Below are 17,875 nucleotides of genomic sequence, written 5' to 3'. Positions count from 1 at the left end.
ACATTTTGCAGAAAACGAAGATATTCAGCCCGAATCATCAGCAAGTCCCGTCGCCAGCAGGTGAAACTGTTCCAGCCCCGACAATTTCCATGAGCTTGCCGAAGCTGTTCACCACATCATATTTCACATTTTTCGGATTGATCTTCCGGTTGATTCCATCAAAGAATTTCCGAGCGCATTCTATCTTTGTTTTTTCAATTTGTCTCAGCTCCATCGTGGACATGGACCCCTTTGTTTCTGCAACGAAATAGACATGCTTTACGGATCCTTCCTTGAAGGAAATTGCCCAGTCAGGATTATAGTTTCCAACCGGCGTGGGGATTGAAAATCCTTTTGGTAATTTGGCGTAAACAACCACTTCCGAGCTGGTATCAAGTTCCTGTACGAAGGTGCGCTCTGTTTTCGAGTCAGTAATGACATAATCATAGATATGTCGTTTCAGTGGGGCTCCAGCTTTACTGAAATCCTGCTTACTTTGACTGTTCGTAAAGATGTCTATATCATGTGTTGCAGTAATCACATCGTAGGTTAAGTGCTCAATGATAACGGTGGCTTTTTGCTCTTGAATCAGTCGTGAAGCTTCTGCAATAAAATTTTCAGGATTTGTTTTAAATTGAGCAAAAACCGGTTTTTCAAGACCTGCCAGGATGCTGGCTGTTGTACGTCTCGTCAGTTGGACATATTCAGCGACTTTACCAATGAGGTCATATTTTACCGCTGAATGGACGGAATGTTTGTTGTCTTCAGTAGATGTTTCTCTTACCTCAAAGCTGTCACCCGATTTTATTTGGTCATAGCTGATGCCATCTGCCTGCTCTCCCCGTTGAATGGTATATTGCAGCGGACTTACCCTGAGCTGCATATTCAAGGTCTGTATACATTTTTCGACAAGCTCTGAACTGTCAAAATGAACACTGTATGCTGCCTTGTGATTTATTCTGTTCCACAGCTCCTTGAATTCCTTTTTCTCAAAGTTGGCATTTAAAGGGTTTGTTTTTGCACCGCGATCATTCTCAATTTCAGGCAACTGTGCATCACTATAGACACTCTGGATGAGTTGAAAGATCTGTTCTTTATATGGTGTTAAATCTTCTGGAAGATCCGCAAGGTTGTCGTTATGAACTGCTTCATGAAACTTTTCAGCAATGTTTCTCTTTCGGTCCACATAGCCGTTTTGAATGAGGTAGAACTCTAACCCTTCTGCCATTTCCTGCGTAACCTCTACAACGCCGGAAGGCGTCTGCAAGATCTTCCCTGTAAAATATTTCGCATCGGCGACACGTGGTCGTTCAGAAATGGATTCACTGATATCCTTCTGAAGTGCGGTGACAAAATCTCGATAACTTTCACTGGCAACAACAGTGAGGACATTGGTCTGGTGCACGGTTGCCGGATCATCCTGCCTGTCACCCAGTTGATTGACGGCAATGCGTAAACCTCGCCCAACCTCCTGCCTGCGGGAAATGCTGTTGTCACTGTGTTTCAAGGTACAGATCACAAAGACATTAGGATTATCCCAACCTTCCCGAAGAGCGGAATGAGAGAAAATGAATCTGGTCGGCTCAGCAAAAGAGAGGAGGCGCTCTTTATCTTTTAAAATTAAATCATAGGCATCCACATCATTGGTTTCAGTTGATCTTTTACCGGTGACTGGATCAACCATCCGTTTGCTTTTTTTATCAATTGAGAAATATCCGTTATGAGTGCGGTCAACAGAGATTCCATCCAGATACTTCCTGTACTCTTCAGGCATGAACAGATCCTGCTTGAGTTCTCTCAGGATCTCCGTGTATTCTTCTTCAAAAATCCTGGCATACTCTCCACCTGCTTCATCTCCATCGATGTAAAGACGGTACTTTGCCACTTCGTCAATGAAAAACAGTGTGAGAACTTTGATGCCCTGGGGGTAAAGCACCTGTTCTTTCTCAAAATGCGCTCTAATGGCCTCGCGGATTTGAATCCGTCGCAAAGTCGTTTCATTTACATCCCCGGTTGCCTCTCCAGCCTGTAACTGATGGCCGTTGGTAAACTCAACCGTATCGGTGACAGCATTGATATCTGCAATCACACAACCCTTGTACTCGTCCAGCTCACCAGAGAGGTCATAGAGATTATCTCCTTTCTTGAACTTGCGGAGTATTCGCTTGATGCCGCTGGCCTGCCTGGTCTCGATCTCAATGCGGGCAACAGGTGTCTGTGTGGAGACTTCAATCGATTCAAGATAGAGATAGGCATGGGTGCCGGAGAGCCCCTTAACAGAAATTCCCCGAACAGCAATCTTCTTCACCAGCTTCTGGTTGTATGCATCCAGGGCATCAAGGCGGTGAACCTTGTTATGCTGCGTCTTATGGGTTGCAGAATAGCGCAGGATGAAAAGAGGATTGAACCCCCTCAAAGAATCCATTGTCTTCGCGCCTTCCATTTTTTGAGGTTCATCCAGTATCAAAATGGGCCGATTGGCCTTGATCACATCGATTGGACGACGACTCTGGAAACCATCAAGCTCTTCGTATATACGCCTTGCATCTTTTCCCCGTGCGTTGAATGCCTGGACATTGATCACCATGACATTTACTCCGGCATCCGAAGAGAAGCTCTCAAGGTTGTGAAGTTGTTTAGAATTATAAATGAAATACCTGACTTTTTTATGGTAGGTCTCCTGGAAATGCTCCGCCGTTATTTCCAGCGATTTATACGCACCTTCCCGGATAGCGATACTCGGCACCACAATGATAAACTTGGTCCAGCCGAATTGCTTGTTCATCTCAAAAATCGTTTTGATATAGCAATAGGTTTTACCGGTTCCGGTTTCCATCTCGACATCAAGGTTCACAGATGAGACTTTGGTTTTCACCAAATTCGTTGACTGCGGGAGATTTTGGAGTCGTTGAATCTGCTGGATGTTTTCAAGAATCTGTTGTTCTGTCAGAGCCAGGTCACTGTTCTTGAAGCCGGATCCCTTAAACATCTGTGCAGGCCAATAGCCGCGCGAGTCGGTTTTTGCTACTCCTGGATCAATACGGTAGCTGATACCAGACATATTGGGTTGCCCTTGAAAACAATCCACTACCGATTCAACAGCGCGAGTTTGATAGGCCTGTTTTTTAAATTTCAGCTTCATGAACGGCCCCCTGTCTTCTTCGTGACTTCAATCTGCTTCCGTTTCTGCTCTACTTCGATGAAATGCTTTTCCACGTCCGTTGGTTGTTTTCTTAAGGAACTCACAAGGATTTTCATATACACTTCACCTCAGTATGGGGCGATATCAGTTTGAAGATCTGCTCGACATTAATTTTCGCGCTGTCATCTTTAAATCCTGAGTCACGGAAGACCACCCGAAGAGGTTGACGTTTTGCGAGTTCTTTGCAAAAGTTTTCGGAGATTTTGCCGTTTTTTTCAAAGCAGGCGGCCAGAGCATTGTTGTCGATGAAGAAAACCTCGAATTCTTGAAAGGATGAAGGATGAGGGATGAAGGATGAATTGGGGGTGTCGCTGTTGCCTTCATCCTTTATCCTTTCGCTTTCAGCCTTTTGGACTTTGATGATTTCGCGAGAAATCGGCAAAGTTAAATCAACGCCCCAGTCCAAGAGAATCTGGAATAGGAGGTCTTCGGGACTTCGATCGGCTTTGATGTTATCTGTCAGCAGGCTTAACTGTTTTTGTTTGATGGAATCGGGAGTGTAGTAGATATCGGCCATGTTGCTGGAGTCCACTTTGAGGACTCGGAAACCGATATCGAGGTCCTGAGTAGTTATAGGACTTTCACTTTTGATTTTCTTACCGGCTCGGCGTATGCGTTCTTTGCTGATTTCAGCGATGGTTTTGTACCCTGCTTTGAATGCTTCCGTCTTTTCTTTGCACTCTTCAGGAAGCTGAACCATGATGAATTTTCGATTGCCACCATCTTCACCATTGAGCTGCATAACTGCGTGTGCAGTCGTTGCAGAGCCCGCGAAGAAATCAAGGATCAAGTCATCATTCTTGGTGGCAAGCATTAATGCACGCTTGATAAGTCGTGTAGGTTTAGGATTATCGAATGTATCGCCAGCACCCAAGAGTTCTTTTGCTTCTTTTGTGCCTTCCTGGTTATGGCCAACCTCGTCATTTGGCCACCATGTCCAAGCCATCATGCCGTCAGAATCACTTAGAAATTTTTTCAAGCGAGGTCTGTTACTTCCGTTCTCGCCAAACCAAATTCTCCCGTCTTTTTCAAGCTCAAGAAAGGTTTTCTCTGCCAATGCCCAACACCGCCCCTCGGGGGGAGCATAAAGCTTCCCTGAAGGAGTTGTTATTTTATAGAATTGGCTGGAGGTTGCATGCCCTGTTTGACCAGTTAGGTTCTCCGATGACCAAGGCCCACGGGGGTCATTATCTTTATTTTTATAATCATTTTTTCTTTTCTCCCTGAGCGGCAATTTATTCAGTGTTCCTTTGGCGTTATCTATTTCTTTTGAAAAAACCAAAACATAATCATGTGCAGGTCTCAGGTTTGCTCGGGAGTCTGGCCCCGTTCTCTTTTGCCAAACCACTGTAGCTACAAAATTATCTTCACCAAAAATTTCATCACACATTCTCTTAAGGTTTGACTGTTCTCCATCATCAATACTAATAAAAATCACGCCATCATCTTTGAGAAGATTTCTCGCCAATTTGAGACGTGAATACATCATGCTTAACCAGTCAGAATGAAAACGACCATTGGAATCTGTGTTCGCTATCAGACGGTTACCTTCCTCATCTTTTTGTCCTGAACCCAACAGGTAGTCTCCCGTGGATTCAGCAAAATCATCTGCATAGATAAAATCATTCCCAGTATTATACGGCGGGTCGATATAAATCATCTTAACCTTGCCAAGATAGTTCTCTTGCAGCAGTTTCAGGGCATCAAGATTATCACCTTCAATAAACAGATTTTCCGTACTGTCAAAATCAACACTCTCTTCACGGCAAGGACGAAGAGTCTTGGCAATGGGAGCATTGGCTGTAAGCAATGCTTCCTTTTTTCCAGGCCAGTTCAAATGATAGCGCTCTTGCGGACCTTCCACTATATGGGACGATAGCTCCTGCCTGAGCTGGTCAAAGTCAATCGCATAACTCAAGGATGAATTATGAAGGCTGAGGGATGAATCTTCATTCGCTACCTCGGTTACACAATTTGGAAATAGTTCTGCAACTTTGGCAATGTTCTCATTAACAAAATTTTTAGAATGCATTTTCAGCTTTTTCATCATTCAACCTTCTACCTTCAAAATTAGTATTTTTTTATTCATCTTAATGATTCTTAACGAAAAGGTTGCAGTTCTGACTTTGAGTTATTTTTCATCCTTCCGCCTTCAAATTCTCAATTTCTCTATTCAATTCATTCAGCGCTCGATTCATTTCAACACGCCGATTGAACTGCTTTTCTTTTTCCATCCGCTTTTCAATCTTTTCAGCTTCCCGCTCTTTGACCCCCAAAAGATCAATTTTTACAACCATATCATTGAGGTTTTCACCTTTCTGGAATCTGAGCGGGCTGAGCGCCGTTAAAAAAGCTTGATATAATGCCTCCATATTAAGAACAACCGGCAGCTTTACTCTTTCAGCATCATCATCTATCCATGCCGACTGAAAATAGCTGCTGATGATCCACTTGCTTTTATCTGCTTCATTCGGTCGCTTATAGGCTCCCACATATCTGGTTCTACCGTTAAACAGCAACTCAAACAGAATAGGTGACGGAATCGCCTTATCAACAGTCTGTAAAACTTCGTGGGACAAATCTCCGTTTTTGAGACTGACAGAAAAAATCTGAATTTCCTTTACACCTGCACTTTCCGGAAGGTTTATCGTTGCCGGAGACAGTTTGTAGGACCAGATTATTTTTTCTACCTGAGTAATAAAAAGCTCTTTTACCTTCTTTGTTGGCGCAGCGTGTTCGTAGATTTTTCCTTTGGCAACCATTCGTCCGAATGCTGCTGCTTTTGGAAAGGCGTAGGGATGAAGGATGAAGGATGAACTCATTTATTTACGTTCCCTTTTTTTAGCCTTGGCATTTTTGACAGATGTAATAAGTATTGCTATAAGTTCATTCGCTTCATGCATCAAATCAGAAAGCTGCTTTTCGGTCATGATTTCTGCTTCAAGTAGCAACTCTAACCAGTAACAACTTTCTTCAAGTTCCTGCAAACCACCTTCTATCTTACTTATAAATTCTGCATCTGATCGCGCTCGGATTCCTTCTCGATAATGTGCACCTACAGAAGTGCCAGAGCGAAGCAATTGTTTTCCTATTACCTGTGCTTCCGTCGATTTTGGCAGTGCGGTGTAGAGGCGGATGATCCGAAGCGCAAATTCTTTAGTTCTTGATTTCAAGTCTTTCATCCTTCAGCCCTCCGCCTTCATCCTTCCACACTCCTCTCTTACGACGAGGAAAGAGATCAACTCAAAGTCATCCAGTCCTTTAATCGTGTCAACCAGTGCAGTAGTGCTTCTGCCAGTAAAGAGGCTGTCTATATCCTCCTCATCTTTGACCTCAATCATTGACCGGATAGCCTGTCCCAGCAGATCTGAATACTGATCCATATCGCGGCCATCTCGCGTGTCAATGTTGAATTTTTTGCACAGCTTCTGGAGAGGTGTTGCTAACCCCTTACAACTGGTTCTCACTAAATCCAGGAGAGATTTGACCTGTGTATGATCAGCAATTATCTCACCATTATCGCTGATATAAATCAGATAATATGGATGCAGTCGGTTCTGCTGATTCCTATTCACGTCGGAATTTATGTTGCGCAGTGTAAAGATTACGCCAGGTGTTAACCCTATTTCTTTATTGGCAGGAATAATTGCATGAAGCCCATGGGGAAAATGGCCTAAGTCACCATTCGCTTTGATATAATTAAGCAAATCCATCCTGAAATCATTTAGCCCCAGGTCCATTATATTGACACCGGTCTTCATATCTTCAAGCTCTATAACCTCATCCTGAAGGCGTCTGAGCTGTTCTTTCCGATAGCTCACATCGTTTGCCTGAGCTGAAAGCACATTGTCATCACCTGTTGCAGTGACATCGGCAATGATCATCCGGTTTTCCACCCGTTCCTTCAAATTGATATATTCATCGAGTGAGATATCCGGCCAGTAATTGACGAGCTGAATGGATTCATTGGTAGAGCCGATTCGATCAATCCGGCCAAAGCGCTGAATAATACGGACAGGGTTCCAGTGGATATCGTAATTGATGAGATAATCACAGTCCTGCAGGTTCTGGCCTTCTGAGATGCAGTCAGTACCAATGAGCACATCTATTTCACCCTGCTCTTCAGGGAGTATCAAGGCTTTTTCTTTGGAGATCGGGGAAAAAAGTGTGAGTATTGATTGAAAGTCAAGGCCCTTTTTCAAGGTAGTTTTAGGGGTATCCTTGCCGGTCACTCTGCCTGTGTGGATACCCATTTCAAGGAGGTCACCGGTCAGATTCTCGTAAAGGTAATTTGCCGTATCTGCAAAAGCAGTAAAAATAACGATTTTTTTATTTCCATAGTTAATGGGGTTGTTGATTTTATCGACAACATGCTTTTTGAGATGCTGCAGTTTTGAGTCGTGGTTCGGCCCCACCTTTTTCATCTCGTTGCGTAGTGCGGTAATGATGGTAAGGTCAGCTTGCAGGTCATATTCCCATGAAGGCAAGTCCATATCTGCCAGACTCACCTGTACCTTCCCACCAATCATAAAATCTTCCAGTCCGGTCAGATCATCATCTTCCACTTCAAGTTCGCCAAGGGTGTCTGCCTGATCATGGATGGAAAAATCTGCTCCGGACTGTCTGAACTGCTCTATTTGAGAGAGCATACGCAGATGGTTCTTTTCCAATGAGCCCAGGGTCAGCCGGAATGACTCCACAGAACTTTCCAGGCGCTTCAATAGATTGGTTGTCATAAGGGACTGCAGACTTTTTTCACGGTCCGCCTGCCGCAATTTCCCTTTGCCACCTTCAACTGCTGTATCATAGAGCTCTTCATATTTCCGCAAGCGGCTTGGGAGAATGTAGTTGACCGGGGCATAAACGGATAATTTCAAGAGAGAAAGCTGCTTGTAGATTTCGTTGAAACCTATCACATCTCCGCGCATGGTTAATGGACAGCGAAATGAGAGAGGCTTTCTTCTGATCGGGAATTTCCCGATATCGGTTGTGTCGTAAAAGGTTTCAATATGCTTTCTCGACCGTGCAATCGTTACACTGTCGAGGAGCTCAAAGAAATCAAAGTCAAGAGCATTCAGAATTGCCCTGGCTGTTCGTTCTTCAACAGGCAATCTCGACCACCAGTTAAAAACGGTCTGTGCTTGCCTGAATATCTCTTCAACACTCTTTTCGGTGCGTAATTTTGTACTGAGATTTTGCGATTCTCCTTCATAGGCGAGTGCCAGCTGATTCCGGAGATCATTGAACCGATTGTTCACGGGTGTCGCTGACAGCATTAGTACCTTCGTTTTCACCCCATCCCGTATTACGGTGTTCATCAACTTTTGGTACCTGGTTTCCTTGTCCTTATACGCGTCGTTGTTCCTGAAATTATGCGACTCATCAATGACGACAAGATCATAATTTCCCCAGTTGATTTTATTTAGCGGGGTACCATAGGACTCACCGCTTATTCTCTGCAGATCTGTATGACAAAGAACATCGTAATTTAAACGGTCTTTGACGAAAATATTAGTTTTCAGGTTCCGATTATAGTTGAGCCAGTTGTCGGCCAGTTTTTTGGGGCAAAGAATGAGAACAGAGCGATTACGGAGTTCATAATACTTAATAACGGCAAGTGCGGTGAATGTTTTACCCAGACCGACACTATCGGCAAGTATGCAACCGTTATAGCTTTCAAGTTTGTTAATAATACCCGTGGCAGCATCACGTTGAAAGTTGAACAGCTTATTCCACACTACGCTGTTTTTATAACCTGTGAGATCGTTAGGTAGAACATCCTCGTTTAAATCTTCGAGGAATTCGTTGAAGATGTTGTACAGCATCAGGAAATAAATTTTTTCCGGAGAATTTTCCTGATAGACCGATTCGATATGGGTACAAATCGTATCAGTTACATCTTTGATCTTCGTATCATCATCCCAGATTTGGGTGAAGAGGTTTAACCAGGTCTGAGTGGAGGGAGTATCCTCAAACCTGGTTATAAAATTGGAAACCGCATCACCTTGCTGGTAGCCAAGATCAACCGCTGTAAAGCCATGTAAAGGCATATATGCAGAGTCATTGTCTCCTTTGTTGACGCAGGCAAACTGCTGCATTGGTGCCTTTGTAACGTTTGAACGAAAACTTGCTTTACGTCGAATCCAGTCTGCACATTCCCTGGCGATTGCTCTTTGGGTAAGTTTATTTTTTAGCTGAATCTCGAACTCACTGCCATAGAGACTTCTCTCACGTTGTTGTTTGGGAATATGAAATTCTCTTCTTTCACGCGAAACTTTGTCTGTAACCTCATTGGGGACAAAAGCCTGGGCCGTGAAGATAAACTCAAGTGATTCAATTTTCTCCAGCTCTTTTTTCAGTGCTTCATAGGCGTATATGGAAAAACAAGAGGCTGCAATTTTTAGTTTGGCACCCGGCTTGATAGTCTTTTTTAGATCATCTCCCCAAAGGAGATTGATATTGTCCAGGATTTGCATGTTTTCTTGCCGCCTGTCTCATTTTAATTCAATACATTCTGCCTGTATGATCAGTTGATGTCACCAGACGATTCAGCACTTCCTTTACGCACCCAGCCGTCAACTTCGTCTTTTTTGAATTTCCACAAGCGACCAACTTTATGGGCTGGCATACCTTTTTCACGAATCCACTTGTAGACCGTATCTCTTTTGATTCCGAGATATTCGCCAATTTCATCAACAGATCGCCACCTGTCTTCCATTTTCGACTCCATTATTCTCTTGAGACCGGCCCCGCAGGCATGCCTGGGTGCTTACCACGGTGTAACCCTGTACGCATTATCCGGCCAGATTAGGTTAAACAGGGTTGAAATTATAGAGATTAGCTGAAAGTAGCAAGTCAATTCCTTGTTTTAACTACTGTCGCCAGCGTAAACTGTAGCCGGCGTGGTGACGATAAATTCACGCTCAAGAAGGTTCGACGGCGACTGATACCATTTACATTTTGTATTAGCGGATTCAAAGACAGCAGGACGGAAAAAGGGAGAAAGGAGACGGGAGACAGGAAAAAACAAAATATTTCCATGCAGTCGTGTTCTCGAATCAGTAAAAAATGTATTTGGTATTAGTGAAAATTCGTGTTCATTCGTGGTTCCTTTTGTAGTTTGTAACCACGAATGGACACGGATAACCACGAATTATTACTCATTCCTAATCGCCAAAAAAATGTCCACGCAGTCCCGTCAGCAAGAGCCGCAGGGTTCTCACATTCACCACCTCTCCGGGAACTTTTTCCCTGTTCGCACAAGGTGCTGGTAGAGTTGAAGATCTTCCAGGGTATCAATGTCAAACCAGGTTTTTTCAATCCTGACGTTTAAGCCTGATGCCCTGGCAAGGGTGGTCTTCAACACATCCGGAGTGCTCCAGGCAATATTTTCAAACAGGGGTACAACCGAGATTCCTTTTTGACATCCGATCATGTAATACCCGCCGTCCTCTGCAGGGCCGATCACCATCTGATGGGTTAAAAGGTGGTTGAAAAAAAGAGTGACATCCGGCCCGCTCACAAGAGGTATGTCGCTGCCCATCAAGATTACCCTTTCATGGTGACGTTCAAAGGATTCTTCAATGGCTCTTGCCATGCGCTCTCCAAGATCCTTGCCTTTTTGCATAAAGAAATTGAGATCGCTGCCGAATTTTGAACGATATTGGTCCAGGGGGTGGCTGTCATCGACGTAACATGCAAGGTCATAGGAGTTACCGTCAAGATCTCTAATCTGCTGCTTGACCAGTTCCTCGTAGAACAGGGCGGCTTGTTCATACCCGATTTGACGGCCAAGCCTGGTTTTGACCCGGCCGGGTTCAGGGTATTTGATAAAAATAATCAAGAGGTCTTTCATGCCTGTTGTTTTTCCTCTTTGGGATACCATTTATTTGTAGAACTTCACCAGAATTCGCGGGGGAACCCCGAGGTAATAGAGCATGGCCAGAATCGGGTTGCGGACCATGGTCCACAGGATTCCCTGGTCTCTCCATCTCCTCGCAGAGGTTGATACTTTCTGAGGCAGGATCTTAAAGGGCGCCCCGGACTTTTTAATCTTCTGCATCAGGGCAATATCTTCCATCAGGGGAATTTCGTCAAATCCATGAATGTCATGAAACAGCTCTCTTTTCAGGAAGATTGCCTGGTCTCCATAGGGGATTCTCGTGATTCTTGACCGCAACGAGGCAATCTTTGATATGAGTTTTATCAGGGGGTGTGAACTGTCAATGTGAAGATCAAAGGCCCCGCCTGAAAATCCTTTTTCCACGGTGTCAATGATCAGCCCATGGAAATAAGGGGGCAGGCGGGTGTCTGCGTGGAGAAAAAGCAGGATATCCCCATGAGCCACGGCAGCCCCGGCATTCTGCTGCAGGGCCCGGCCTTTGGGAGATGTTATTTTTTTGATGATCGGCCAAGTTGTGTGATCCCTGGATATCCGGTTAATGGTCGAGCCCTCCGGATCGCCGTCCACCACAATGATTTCTATTTCTTGATGTCCGGTTTGTTCCACAAGATCACACAAAAACCCGTTAATTCCGGTTTCATTCAGCACCGGGATAATCACAGTGATGGGTATAGGCTTTTTTTTGTTTACATCCATTTGCGGTAAAGCCTCGCCAGTGTCAGGTCCAGTACCAGGAAAAGCAGCAGGGGCGGCACAAGGGAGAGCAGGGTGAGTGCCGAGGCAATGGACCAGTCGGTTGAGTTGAGAAAGGGAAACAGATACCCGGAGTAGGAGGGCACACTGCCCCCGCCAATGAGAAAGACCAGAAAATAGTCTGAAAATGCAACCAGGAAGACAATGGACCCGCCGGCCACCATGGCTGGAAGCAGCAGCGGGATTTCAATTTCCCAGAGAATTTGCCAAAAACCGGCCCCCAGGTTGCGGGCGCACACCAGGGCGTTGGGATCAATGGTGGCATAGCCCGCCATCAGGGCTCGTAACATGTAGGGATAGCTGTAGATTGAAAGAATCAGGGCCACTCCCAGATGGGTGTCGGCCAAGCCCAGGCGGATAAAGATCATGTGAATGCCAATGGAAAAGGTCATGACCGGAAGGACGGCTGGAGCCAGCAGCAGACTTTCCACAAAACCCTGCCCTGGAAAATCCGATCGGCTTAACACCGACGCTGGCAAAAGCGAATAGACGATGGACAGCAGAACCGCAGCGCTTGAGTATAAAAACGACGAACCCATGCTGGTGAGGATGCTGGCGCTGTTTTTTTTCAGATAGATCAGGGTTCTCAGATCCATGGTGTCGGGCAGCAGGGAGGGAAAGGCCCAGCGCCCGGCAAAGCTGTAGAGGGCCAGCACCGCCAGGGGAAGCAGAAATATCGACCATACGAGCAGCACTATGGTTTTATCCCTGGTCATCACCACTTCCTTTGTGTTTATGCCCCAGTTTAGAGCTTATCTGAAAGTAGACAACAGCCAGAAGTGCTGAAACAGCAAACAGAATCATCAGCAGGGCCATTGCCACAGGCCGTTCTGAAAGGTCATGCATGAAATAGTAGTTGTACACCTGGAGGCTCAGCATCCCGGGGCTGGCCGTGCCCAGCATATAGGGAATTTCAAAGGCCCCGAAGCTGTAAATAAAGAGAATCAAAAAGGTGGTGACAAGAATCTCCCTGAGCCGGGGCAGAACCACCATGAAAAAAATGCGCATCCTGCCAGCTCCCAGCTGCCGGGCCGTATCAAGGTAGCGTCGGTCAAATTTTAACAGGACAGACATGGCCATGAGGGCGGCAAAAGAACTCTCCTTTGCCGTATAGGCGACAATTTCCCCAATTCCGTATTGGCTGAAAATCAGGTTTGGAAAATCCTCGATGCTGGAAATAATGCCAAGGCTGTGGCAGATCGACGAGATGATCCCCGACCTGCTGAGAAAGATCATTGTGATAAAGGCCACGGCAATGTGGGGCAGGATCAGGGGTATTTTATAGACCAGGGTCTTGACCTGCATGGCAGGGTGCAGCTTCCAGATGGTATAGGCAAGCAAGGTGCCAAACACAATGGCCAGGATCGATGAGACAAGAGCCACATAGAGGGAGAACAGTATGGATATGATGAAATGGCTGTTGGTGAGGATGGTCGTATAGGCCGTCCAGATGGAATCGTAGTGAACAAGGGGGTTCATCATTCCAAACGACTGGATAAGGGTCACACCAATGCCACCGGCAAAGAAGATGACAAAGGGCAGCAGTGCTGGCAGAAGTTTGAGGTAATTTGCCATGGTTTATTTTTCCAGCACAAACCGCCGCCAGTCGTTTTCCAGCCGTGTCAGGTAGTCTGACGGGATTTCCGGAACGGCATTGCGGTTGAGAACGTCAATGTCAAGGGTGGCCTCGCCAAGATCAAGTTTCTCAAAATCCTGCCTTGTCGCAACCGGCAGTTTTTCCATGTCAAGCACGGTGAAATCGCCCCAGTTCAAGGGGGTGTTTTTTGAAAGCTGGGCTTCGGGTGAAAGCAGAAAGTTAGACACAACCATGGCGCCGCTCAAATTGGGGGCGTTGAAGGGGATAGCGGTAAAATGATTGTTGTAGATGCTGTTATGGTCCATCACAAAGGTGCGAACGCTTGAGGGGTATTTCCCCTCCATTATTTTGTTGGCTGCAAAGGCCTGGTAGTAGGACATGTTGATATCCACCTCGCCCCGCTGGAAAAGAAGCTCCAGGGCCGTGCTGTCCCTGGGATATGATTTACCCTGCTGCCACAAATATGGTTTGAGTCGGTTCAGGTAGGACCAGAGAAGGGGGGATTTTTCAAGGTAGAGCTGTTCGTCAAACCCATGCATGTATTGTTCATAACCGCCGGTGAGTCCGTAAAAGATCTGGCGGAGGAAGGCAGACCCGGTGAAGTCCGGCGGCTGGGCATAGGTGAATTTCCCTGGATGTTGAATCACCCACTCTTCAAGAGAAGCAGGGCTGTCAAAGGTCTTTGCCGTCTTTGCACTGTCAAAAATAAAGACAAACTGGGCCTTGCCATAGGGGACTTCATAGTTCTCAACGGGAAACCCAAAATCAAATTCAACGCTTTTGGGATCAATGTATGCCTTGAAATTGGGGAGACTGTCTGCAATGGGGCCACGGAGAAGACCTGCCTGTCTGGCATTTTTAAAATTTTCACCATTGATCCACACAAGATCGATGGTGCCTTTGTTTTTCCCAACCTGTTTTTCCGTGAGAAGTTTGTTGACAAAGACCTCGGCATCCATCGGCACCCGGTTGAGATCAATGTCGAATTGTTCTTTGACTTCCCTGGCCACATACTCGTCAATCCAGGTGTTGATGGTGGCTGAACCGCTCCACATATAGAAGTTAACCCGGGTTCCCCGGGCGTTGATCAAGGCCTGATCATAAGTGAGGATTTCCTGTTGGGGAGCCTCTCTGTTGCAGGACACGAGCAGCAGAATCAGACCCAGCATTAAAAGCGCTTTTTTCATGGTGTTTTCCCCGTAAAATTCGATGGATGAAGAGATCAACCCTGTCCCCAGTTTTAAACCCGCTGTACAGCGTATGAACCTGGACAATGCTTGTGCCGCTTTGCAGATGAAAGCTGATGTTTCTGCCAAAGAAAACAACCTGGACGATTGTCCAATGGCCCTGGGGGTTGAAAGAAATCGTTGCTGCCTCGGCCCTGAAGTAATAATCCTCTGTGGAAAAATCCAGGTCCTGTTCTGCGCTGTTGTCAAGGATCTTTACTTTGCCGACAGTTTCAGGTGTCAGCCGGTTCACATAGCCCAGAAAAGCAGCGGCTTTCATGGATACGGGTTCATTAAAGACCCGGTCCCCCCGGTCAAACTGCACCAGCTGCCCGTCGAGCATGATGCCGATGCGGTCGGACATGCTGAACGCCTCTTCCTGGTCGTGCATCACACAAATGGTGGTGGTGTTGAATTGTTTCTGAGTCTTGCGGATAAAAAGAGCCGTGTCTGCCTTGAGGTTTTTATCAAGATTGGCAAAGGGCTCGTCCAGGAGCAGTACCCCCGGGTTGATAACCATGGCCCTTGCAATGGCCACCCGCTGCTGCTGACCGGCACTGAGTTGTTTGGGATACTGGTCGGCCTTTTCCTGGACCTGGAAGCAGTCGAGCATCTCCATTACCTTTTTCTGAATCACCTGTTTGTCTGTTTTTGCAGCCCTGAGCCCAAAGGCCACATTATCAAAGACCGTCATATTGGGAAAGAGCAGGAAATCCTGGAACACCATGACCGCAGGGTTTTTATCCCCGGTGTCTGTATTAAAAAAAATCTCCCCGGAATCGGGCGTTTCCATGCCTGCAATGATCTTCAACAGGGTAGTTTTACCCACACCGGACGGTCCGATAAAGGAGATGATCTCTCCCCTGTCAGCCGTAAAACTGATGTCGTTCAGTATCTGTTTCCCGTGAAAGGATTTGCTGACCCTGGTTAATTTAAAAAACATTCAAGGTTTCCCAGGTAGGTTTTGATTTTATCAAAGGTGACCCTGTCCTTGAGAACCCGCCCGGGGGCTGTGTATTCAACATAGGCCATGAAGCACCAGCTCAAGGCTCTGAGCAGGATGGTTCGTTCAAGAATCGCTGTTTTACATTCAAGTTCGTCAAAGGAAAAATCAGGCGAAATCAGCCGGTAATACTCCCGGAGAAAATCGATCCTTTGCTTCGGGGTAAACCTGAAATCGGACTTCCACAGGGTGGTGGTGGGAATGAGAAAATGGGCAAGATCCTGATACCTGTACGAGACAACCGCCTTTTCCCAGTCTACGAGAAATCCCTGGTTCTCCTGAATGATGAAATTCCCTGAATTAACCTCGGTGTTCACCATGCATAGCGACTCGTTGTCGAACAGGGCCCCATGCTCCTGGTTGAGCTGCAAAATCTGTTCATGGTAGTCAAGGAGGCGCTGTTTCTGCTCTGCCATTGGGTGGTCGGGAAATTTATCGAGCAGCTGAAAACTTTCGTCTGCGATATCCAGGATGGGAGTATTCTGAACCACCAGAGTTTCGGACACGGGCAGACCATGGATGGCGGCAAAGATCGGGGGCACCTTGTTGAGATCCCGGGCAAAATCAAACGGTCTGCCCGGGATGAATTCCATGAGCAGCACCCCGCCAAGAGGGGAGTCTGACGCCACAAAAAAAGCCCTGGGGGTCACGCCCGAAGGTTCAACCGCCTTGAGAACATTATATTCATAGCGGATCTGGTCCGCCTGATTGATCTGGCTGCCGTGGTTGATGCGAAAGAGGTACGTTATCCCGCCCGAAACCACCAGATGGTTTTCGTTGTACTCCCCGGCAGCCAGGAACGATACTTTGTCCACCTGATCAAGCCAGCCGTTTTCCAATATAATATGTTCAATCTCTGCTGAAATTGTCAGCTTCTCCATGTCTCTCCATGGGGGCAGGCGTGGCTTGTTGTGGTTATTTTCCCATACTTTTTCAAGTTCTTGCTTTGAATATACGGTGATGGGAAAAATCAGTCAAGGAAAGGTAACTTCTCAAAAAATCCGTGGAAAACAAAAAAAACATTTAAGAACAACGAGTTCATCGAAATGAAAACAGGAAGGAGTGGAGAAGGGGAGGCAGAAGACGGGAGACAGGCAAAAGGGAAAAGCAAAAGGCGGAAAGACATTTTTTACCGCGAAGAACGCGAAGGAACACGAAGAAAGGCAAAAGCATTTGAGGATAAAGATTTTTAAAATTTAAAGCGGGAAAGACGGAAGAACAAAGACTGGATGGGTAATGAAATAGGCGAAAGATTTAATATATAAAACGCCTTTTTTCCCATAAATACAACACCATGTTGTTACCACAGGGGGGATAACGGCGGGATTGCATCTGGATCTGCATAATCAATACCCGTAAAATAAATTTCCAACATTGTAGAGACGAGCAATTTGGGTGTTTGGCCTACTAATCCGTTAATACAAAATGTAAATGGTATGATTCATCGATCCGTATACGCGGCAAGAAGGTGAATGCACTCCATGAGGCGTATACCTGGCCATTAAATAGATGGTTTCCCTTCAGTTAATACAGTAGGGGGGATGACGCTTACGTTTAGTGCGAACTGGGGCAATGGATTGATCTAAAGGAGGGGCCTGTAGAACGTCACGACAGAGGAAAGCCAGACATTTAAGGCCTGCCTCTGGGGAGATCAGCGACATTTTGAGCAGAAGCCAAATGGGACAAAAAACTCTCAATCTCTCGTTCTCCCATATCTTTTGGGTTGCGTTTTTCCCCATAAAAAGAGATCTATCGTAAAAACCACTGGCAATATGTTTTTTCTGTTGAGCGTGCGTAATGAGATTATCTCAGGGGCTCACGCACTTGATCCATCAGTTTGAGCTGAGGGTTTGGAGTGAATTTTGGCTTGTTTTCAATAATAACAGTGATACAATCAAATTGTATAGAAAAAAAGGAAGGTAAAGTTAATAACTGGACATGATTTTCTACTTTTCTCCTTTAATACAAAATATAAAGGGAAAAGAGTCCATATAAGGTTGATATTATGGGTTTTTTTCACTTAACCCACTGTTAAATGAGACTGCTCCGCGGCCTCATTTAACGGGGCTTGCAATCGTGGATTTCCTAGGAGCCTGTCCGAGAATAGAAAAAGCAACCTGACCTGTTATGAAAATGGCTACTTTTGGTATTTACATTATTGACGAATGAATAAACAATTATAGTCAGTAACATACTGTAATATAAACAAAAA

14 protein-coding genes are annotated in these 17,875 nt (G+C 45.7%); all 14 read right to left on the bottom strand.

Translation table 11 applies throughout. The annotated features are described in order from the left end of the window. Nucleotides 1-37: 37 nt before the first annotated feature. Nucleotides 38-3,121 carry a type III restriction-modification system endonuclease gene (locus JWG39_RS13170; RefSeq protein ID WP_205219885.1) on the bottom strand — a complete coding sequence of 1,028 codons (3,084 nt, stop codon included), beginning with the start codon at nt 3,119-3,121 and terminating at the stop codon, nt 38-40. 112 nt (nt 3,122-3,233) lie between these two features. Then, the gene (locus tag JWG39_RS13165) at nt 3,234-5,228 is read right to left on the bottom strand and encodes a site-specific DNA-methyltransferase (protein ID WP_369130629.1); all 1,995 of its coding nucleotides are present in this window, start codon (nt 5,226-5,228) and stop codon (nt 3,234-3,236) included. Between the two features lie 91 nt (nt 5,229-5,319). Then, nucleotides 5,320-6,003, bottom strand: a complete 684-nt coding sequence (locus tag JWG39_RS13160) for a DUF4391 domain-containing protein (protein ID WP_275889012.1) — start codon at nt 6,001-6,003, stop codon at nt 5,320-5,322. Continuing rightward, nucleotides 6,004-6,363 carry a four helix bundle protein gene (locus JWG39_RS13155; RefSeq protein WP_205219882.1) on the bottom strand — a complete coding sequence of 120 codons (360 nt, stop codon included), beginning with the start codon at nt 6,361-6,363 and terminating at the stop codon, nt 6,004-6,006. It abuts the gene before it with no gap. A gap of 3 nt (nt 6,364-6,366) precedes the next feature. Continuing rightward, nucleotides 6,367-9,657 (bottom strand): helicase-related protein, encoded by a 3,291-nt coding sequence (locus JWG39_RS13150; RefSeq protein ID WP_205219881.1) that lies wholly within the window; start codon nt 9,655-9,657, stop codon nt 6,367-6,369. A gap of 50 nt (nt 9,658-9,707) precedes the next feature. Beyond that, entirely contained in the window at nt 9,708-9,899 is a 192-nt protein-coding gene (locus tag JWG39_RS13145) for a helix-turn-helix domain-containing protein (RefSeq protein WP_205219880.1), read from the bottom strand. Nucleotides 9,900-10,406: 507 nt separating this feature from the next. Beyond that, a complete protein-coding gene (locus JWG39_RS13140) occupies nt 10,407-11,036 on the bottom strand; it encodes a TIGR04282 family arsenosugar biosynthesis glycosyltransferase (protein WP_205219879.1) in 630 nt (209 codons plus the stop codon). Nucleotides 11,037-11,066: 30 nt separating this feature from the next. Further along, nucleotides 11,067-11,780 carry a TIGR04283 family arsenosugar biosynthesis glycosyltransferase gene (locus JWG39_RS13135; protein ID WP_205219878.1) on the bottom strand — a complete coding sequence of 238 codons (714 nt, stop codon included), beginning with the start codon at nt 11,778-11,780 and terminating at the stop codon, nt 11,067-11,069. Continuing rightward, entirely contained in the window at nt 11,771-12,553 is a 783-nt protein-coding gene (locus JWG39_RS13130; RefSeq protein ID WP_205219877.1) for an ABC transporter permease, read from the bottom strand. The genes JWG39_RS13135 and JWG39_RS13130 overlap by 10 nt, the downstream gene beginning before the upstream one ends. Further along, nucleotides 12,540-13,412, bottom strand: a complete 873-nt coding sequence (locus JWG39_RS13125; RefSeq protein WP_205219876.1) for an ABC transporter permease — start codon at nt 13,410-13,412, stop codon at nt 12,540-12,542. The genes JWG39_RS13130 and JWG39_RS13125 overlap by 14 nt, the downstream gene beginning before the upstream one ends. A gap of 3 nt (nt 13,413-13,415) precedes the next feature. Next, on the bottom strand, nt 13,416-14,621 hold the full coding sequence (locus tag JWG39_RS13120; RefSeq protein ID WP_205219875.1) for an ABC transporter substrate-binding protein: 1,206 nt from the start codon (nt 14,619-14,621) through the stop codon (nt 13,416-13,418). Beyond that, nucleotides 14,533-15,603 carry an ABC transporter ATP-binding protein gene (locus tag JWG39_RS13115; RefSeq protein WP_205219874.1) on the bottom strand — a complete coding sequence of 357 codons (1,071 nt, stop codon included), beginning with the start codon at nt 15,601-15,603 and terminating at the stop codon, nt 14,533-14,535. Before JWG39_RS13115 ends, JWG39_RS13120 begins: the two co-directional genes overlap by 89 nt. Continuing rightward, entirely contained in the window at nt 15,588-16,544 is a 957-nt protein-coding gene (locus JWG39_RS13110) for an aminoglycoside phosphotransferase family protein (RefSeq protein WP_205219873.1), read from the bottom strand. Before JWG39_RS13110 ends, JWG39_RS13115 begins: the two co-directional genes overlap by 16 nt. A 748-nt stretch (nt 16,545-17,292) precedes the next feature. Next, nucleotides 17,293-17,376, bottom strand: coding sequence for a hypothetical protein (locus JWG39_RS17425; protein WP_439099717.1), 84 nt, complete (start codon nt 17,374-17,376; stop codon nt 17,293-17,295). Nucleotides 17,377-17,875 lie beyond the last annotated feature (499 nt).

Origin of the sequence: Desulforhopalus vacuolatus (assembly GCF_016918505.1) — a bacterium.
Lineage (GTDB): Bacteria > Desulfobacterota > Desulfobulbia > Desulfobulbales > Desulfocapsaceae > Desulforhopalus > Desulforhopalus vacuolatus.
Note: the sequence above shows the minus strand (reverse complement) of the source record. Positions and strands in the feature narration are given on the sequence as shown.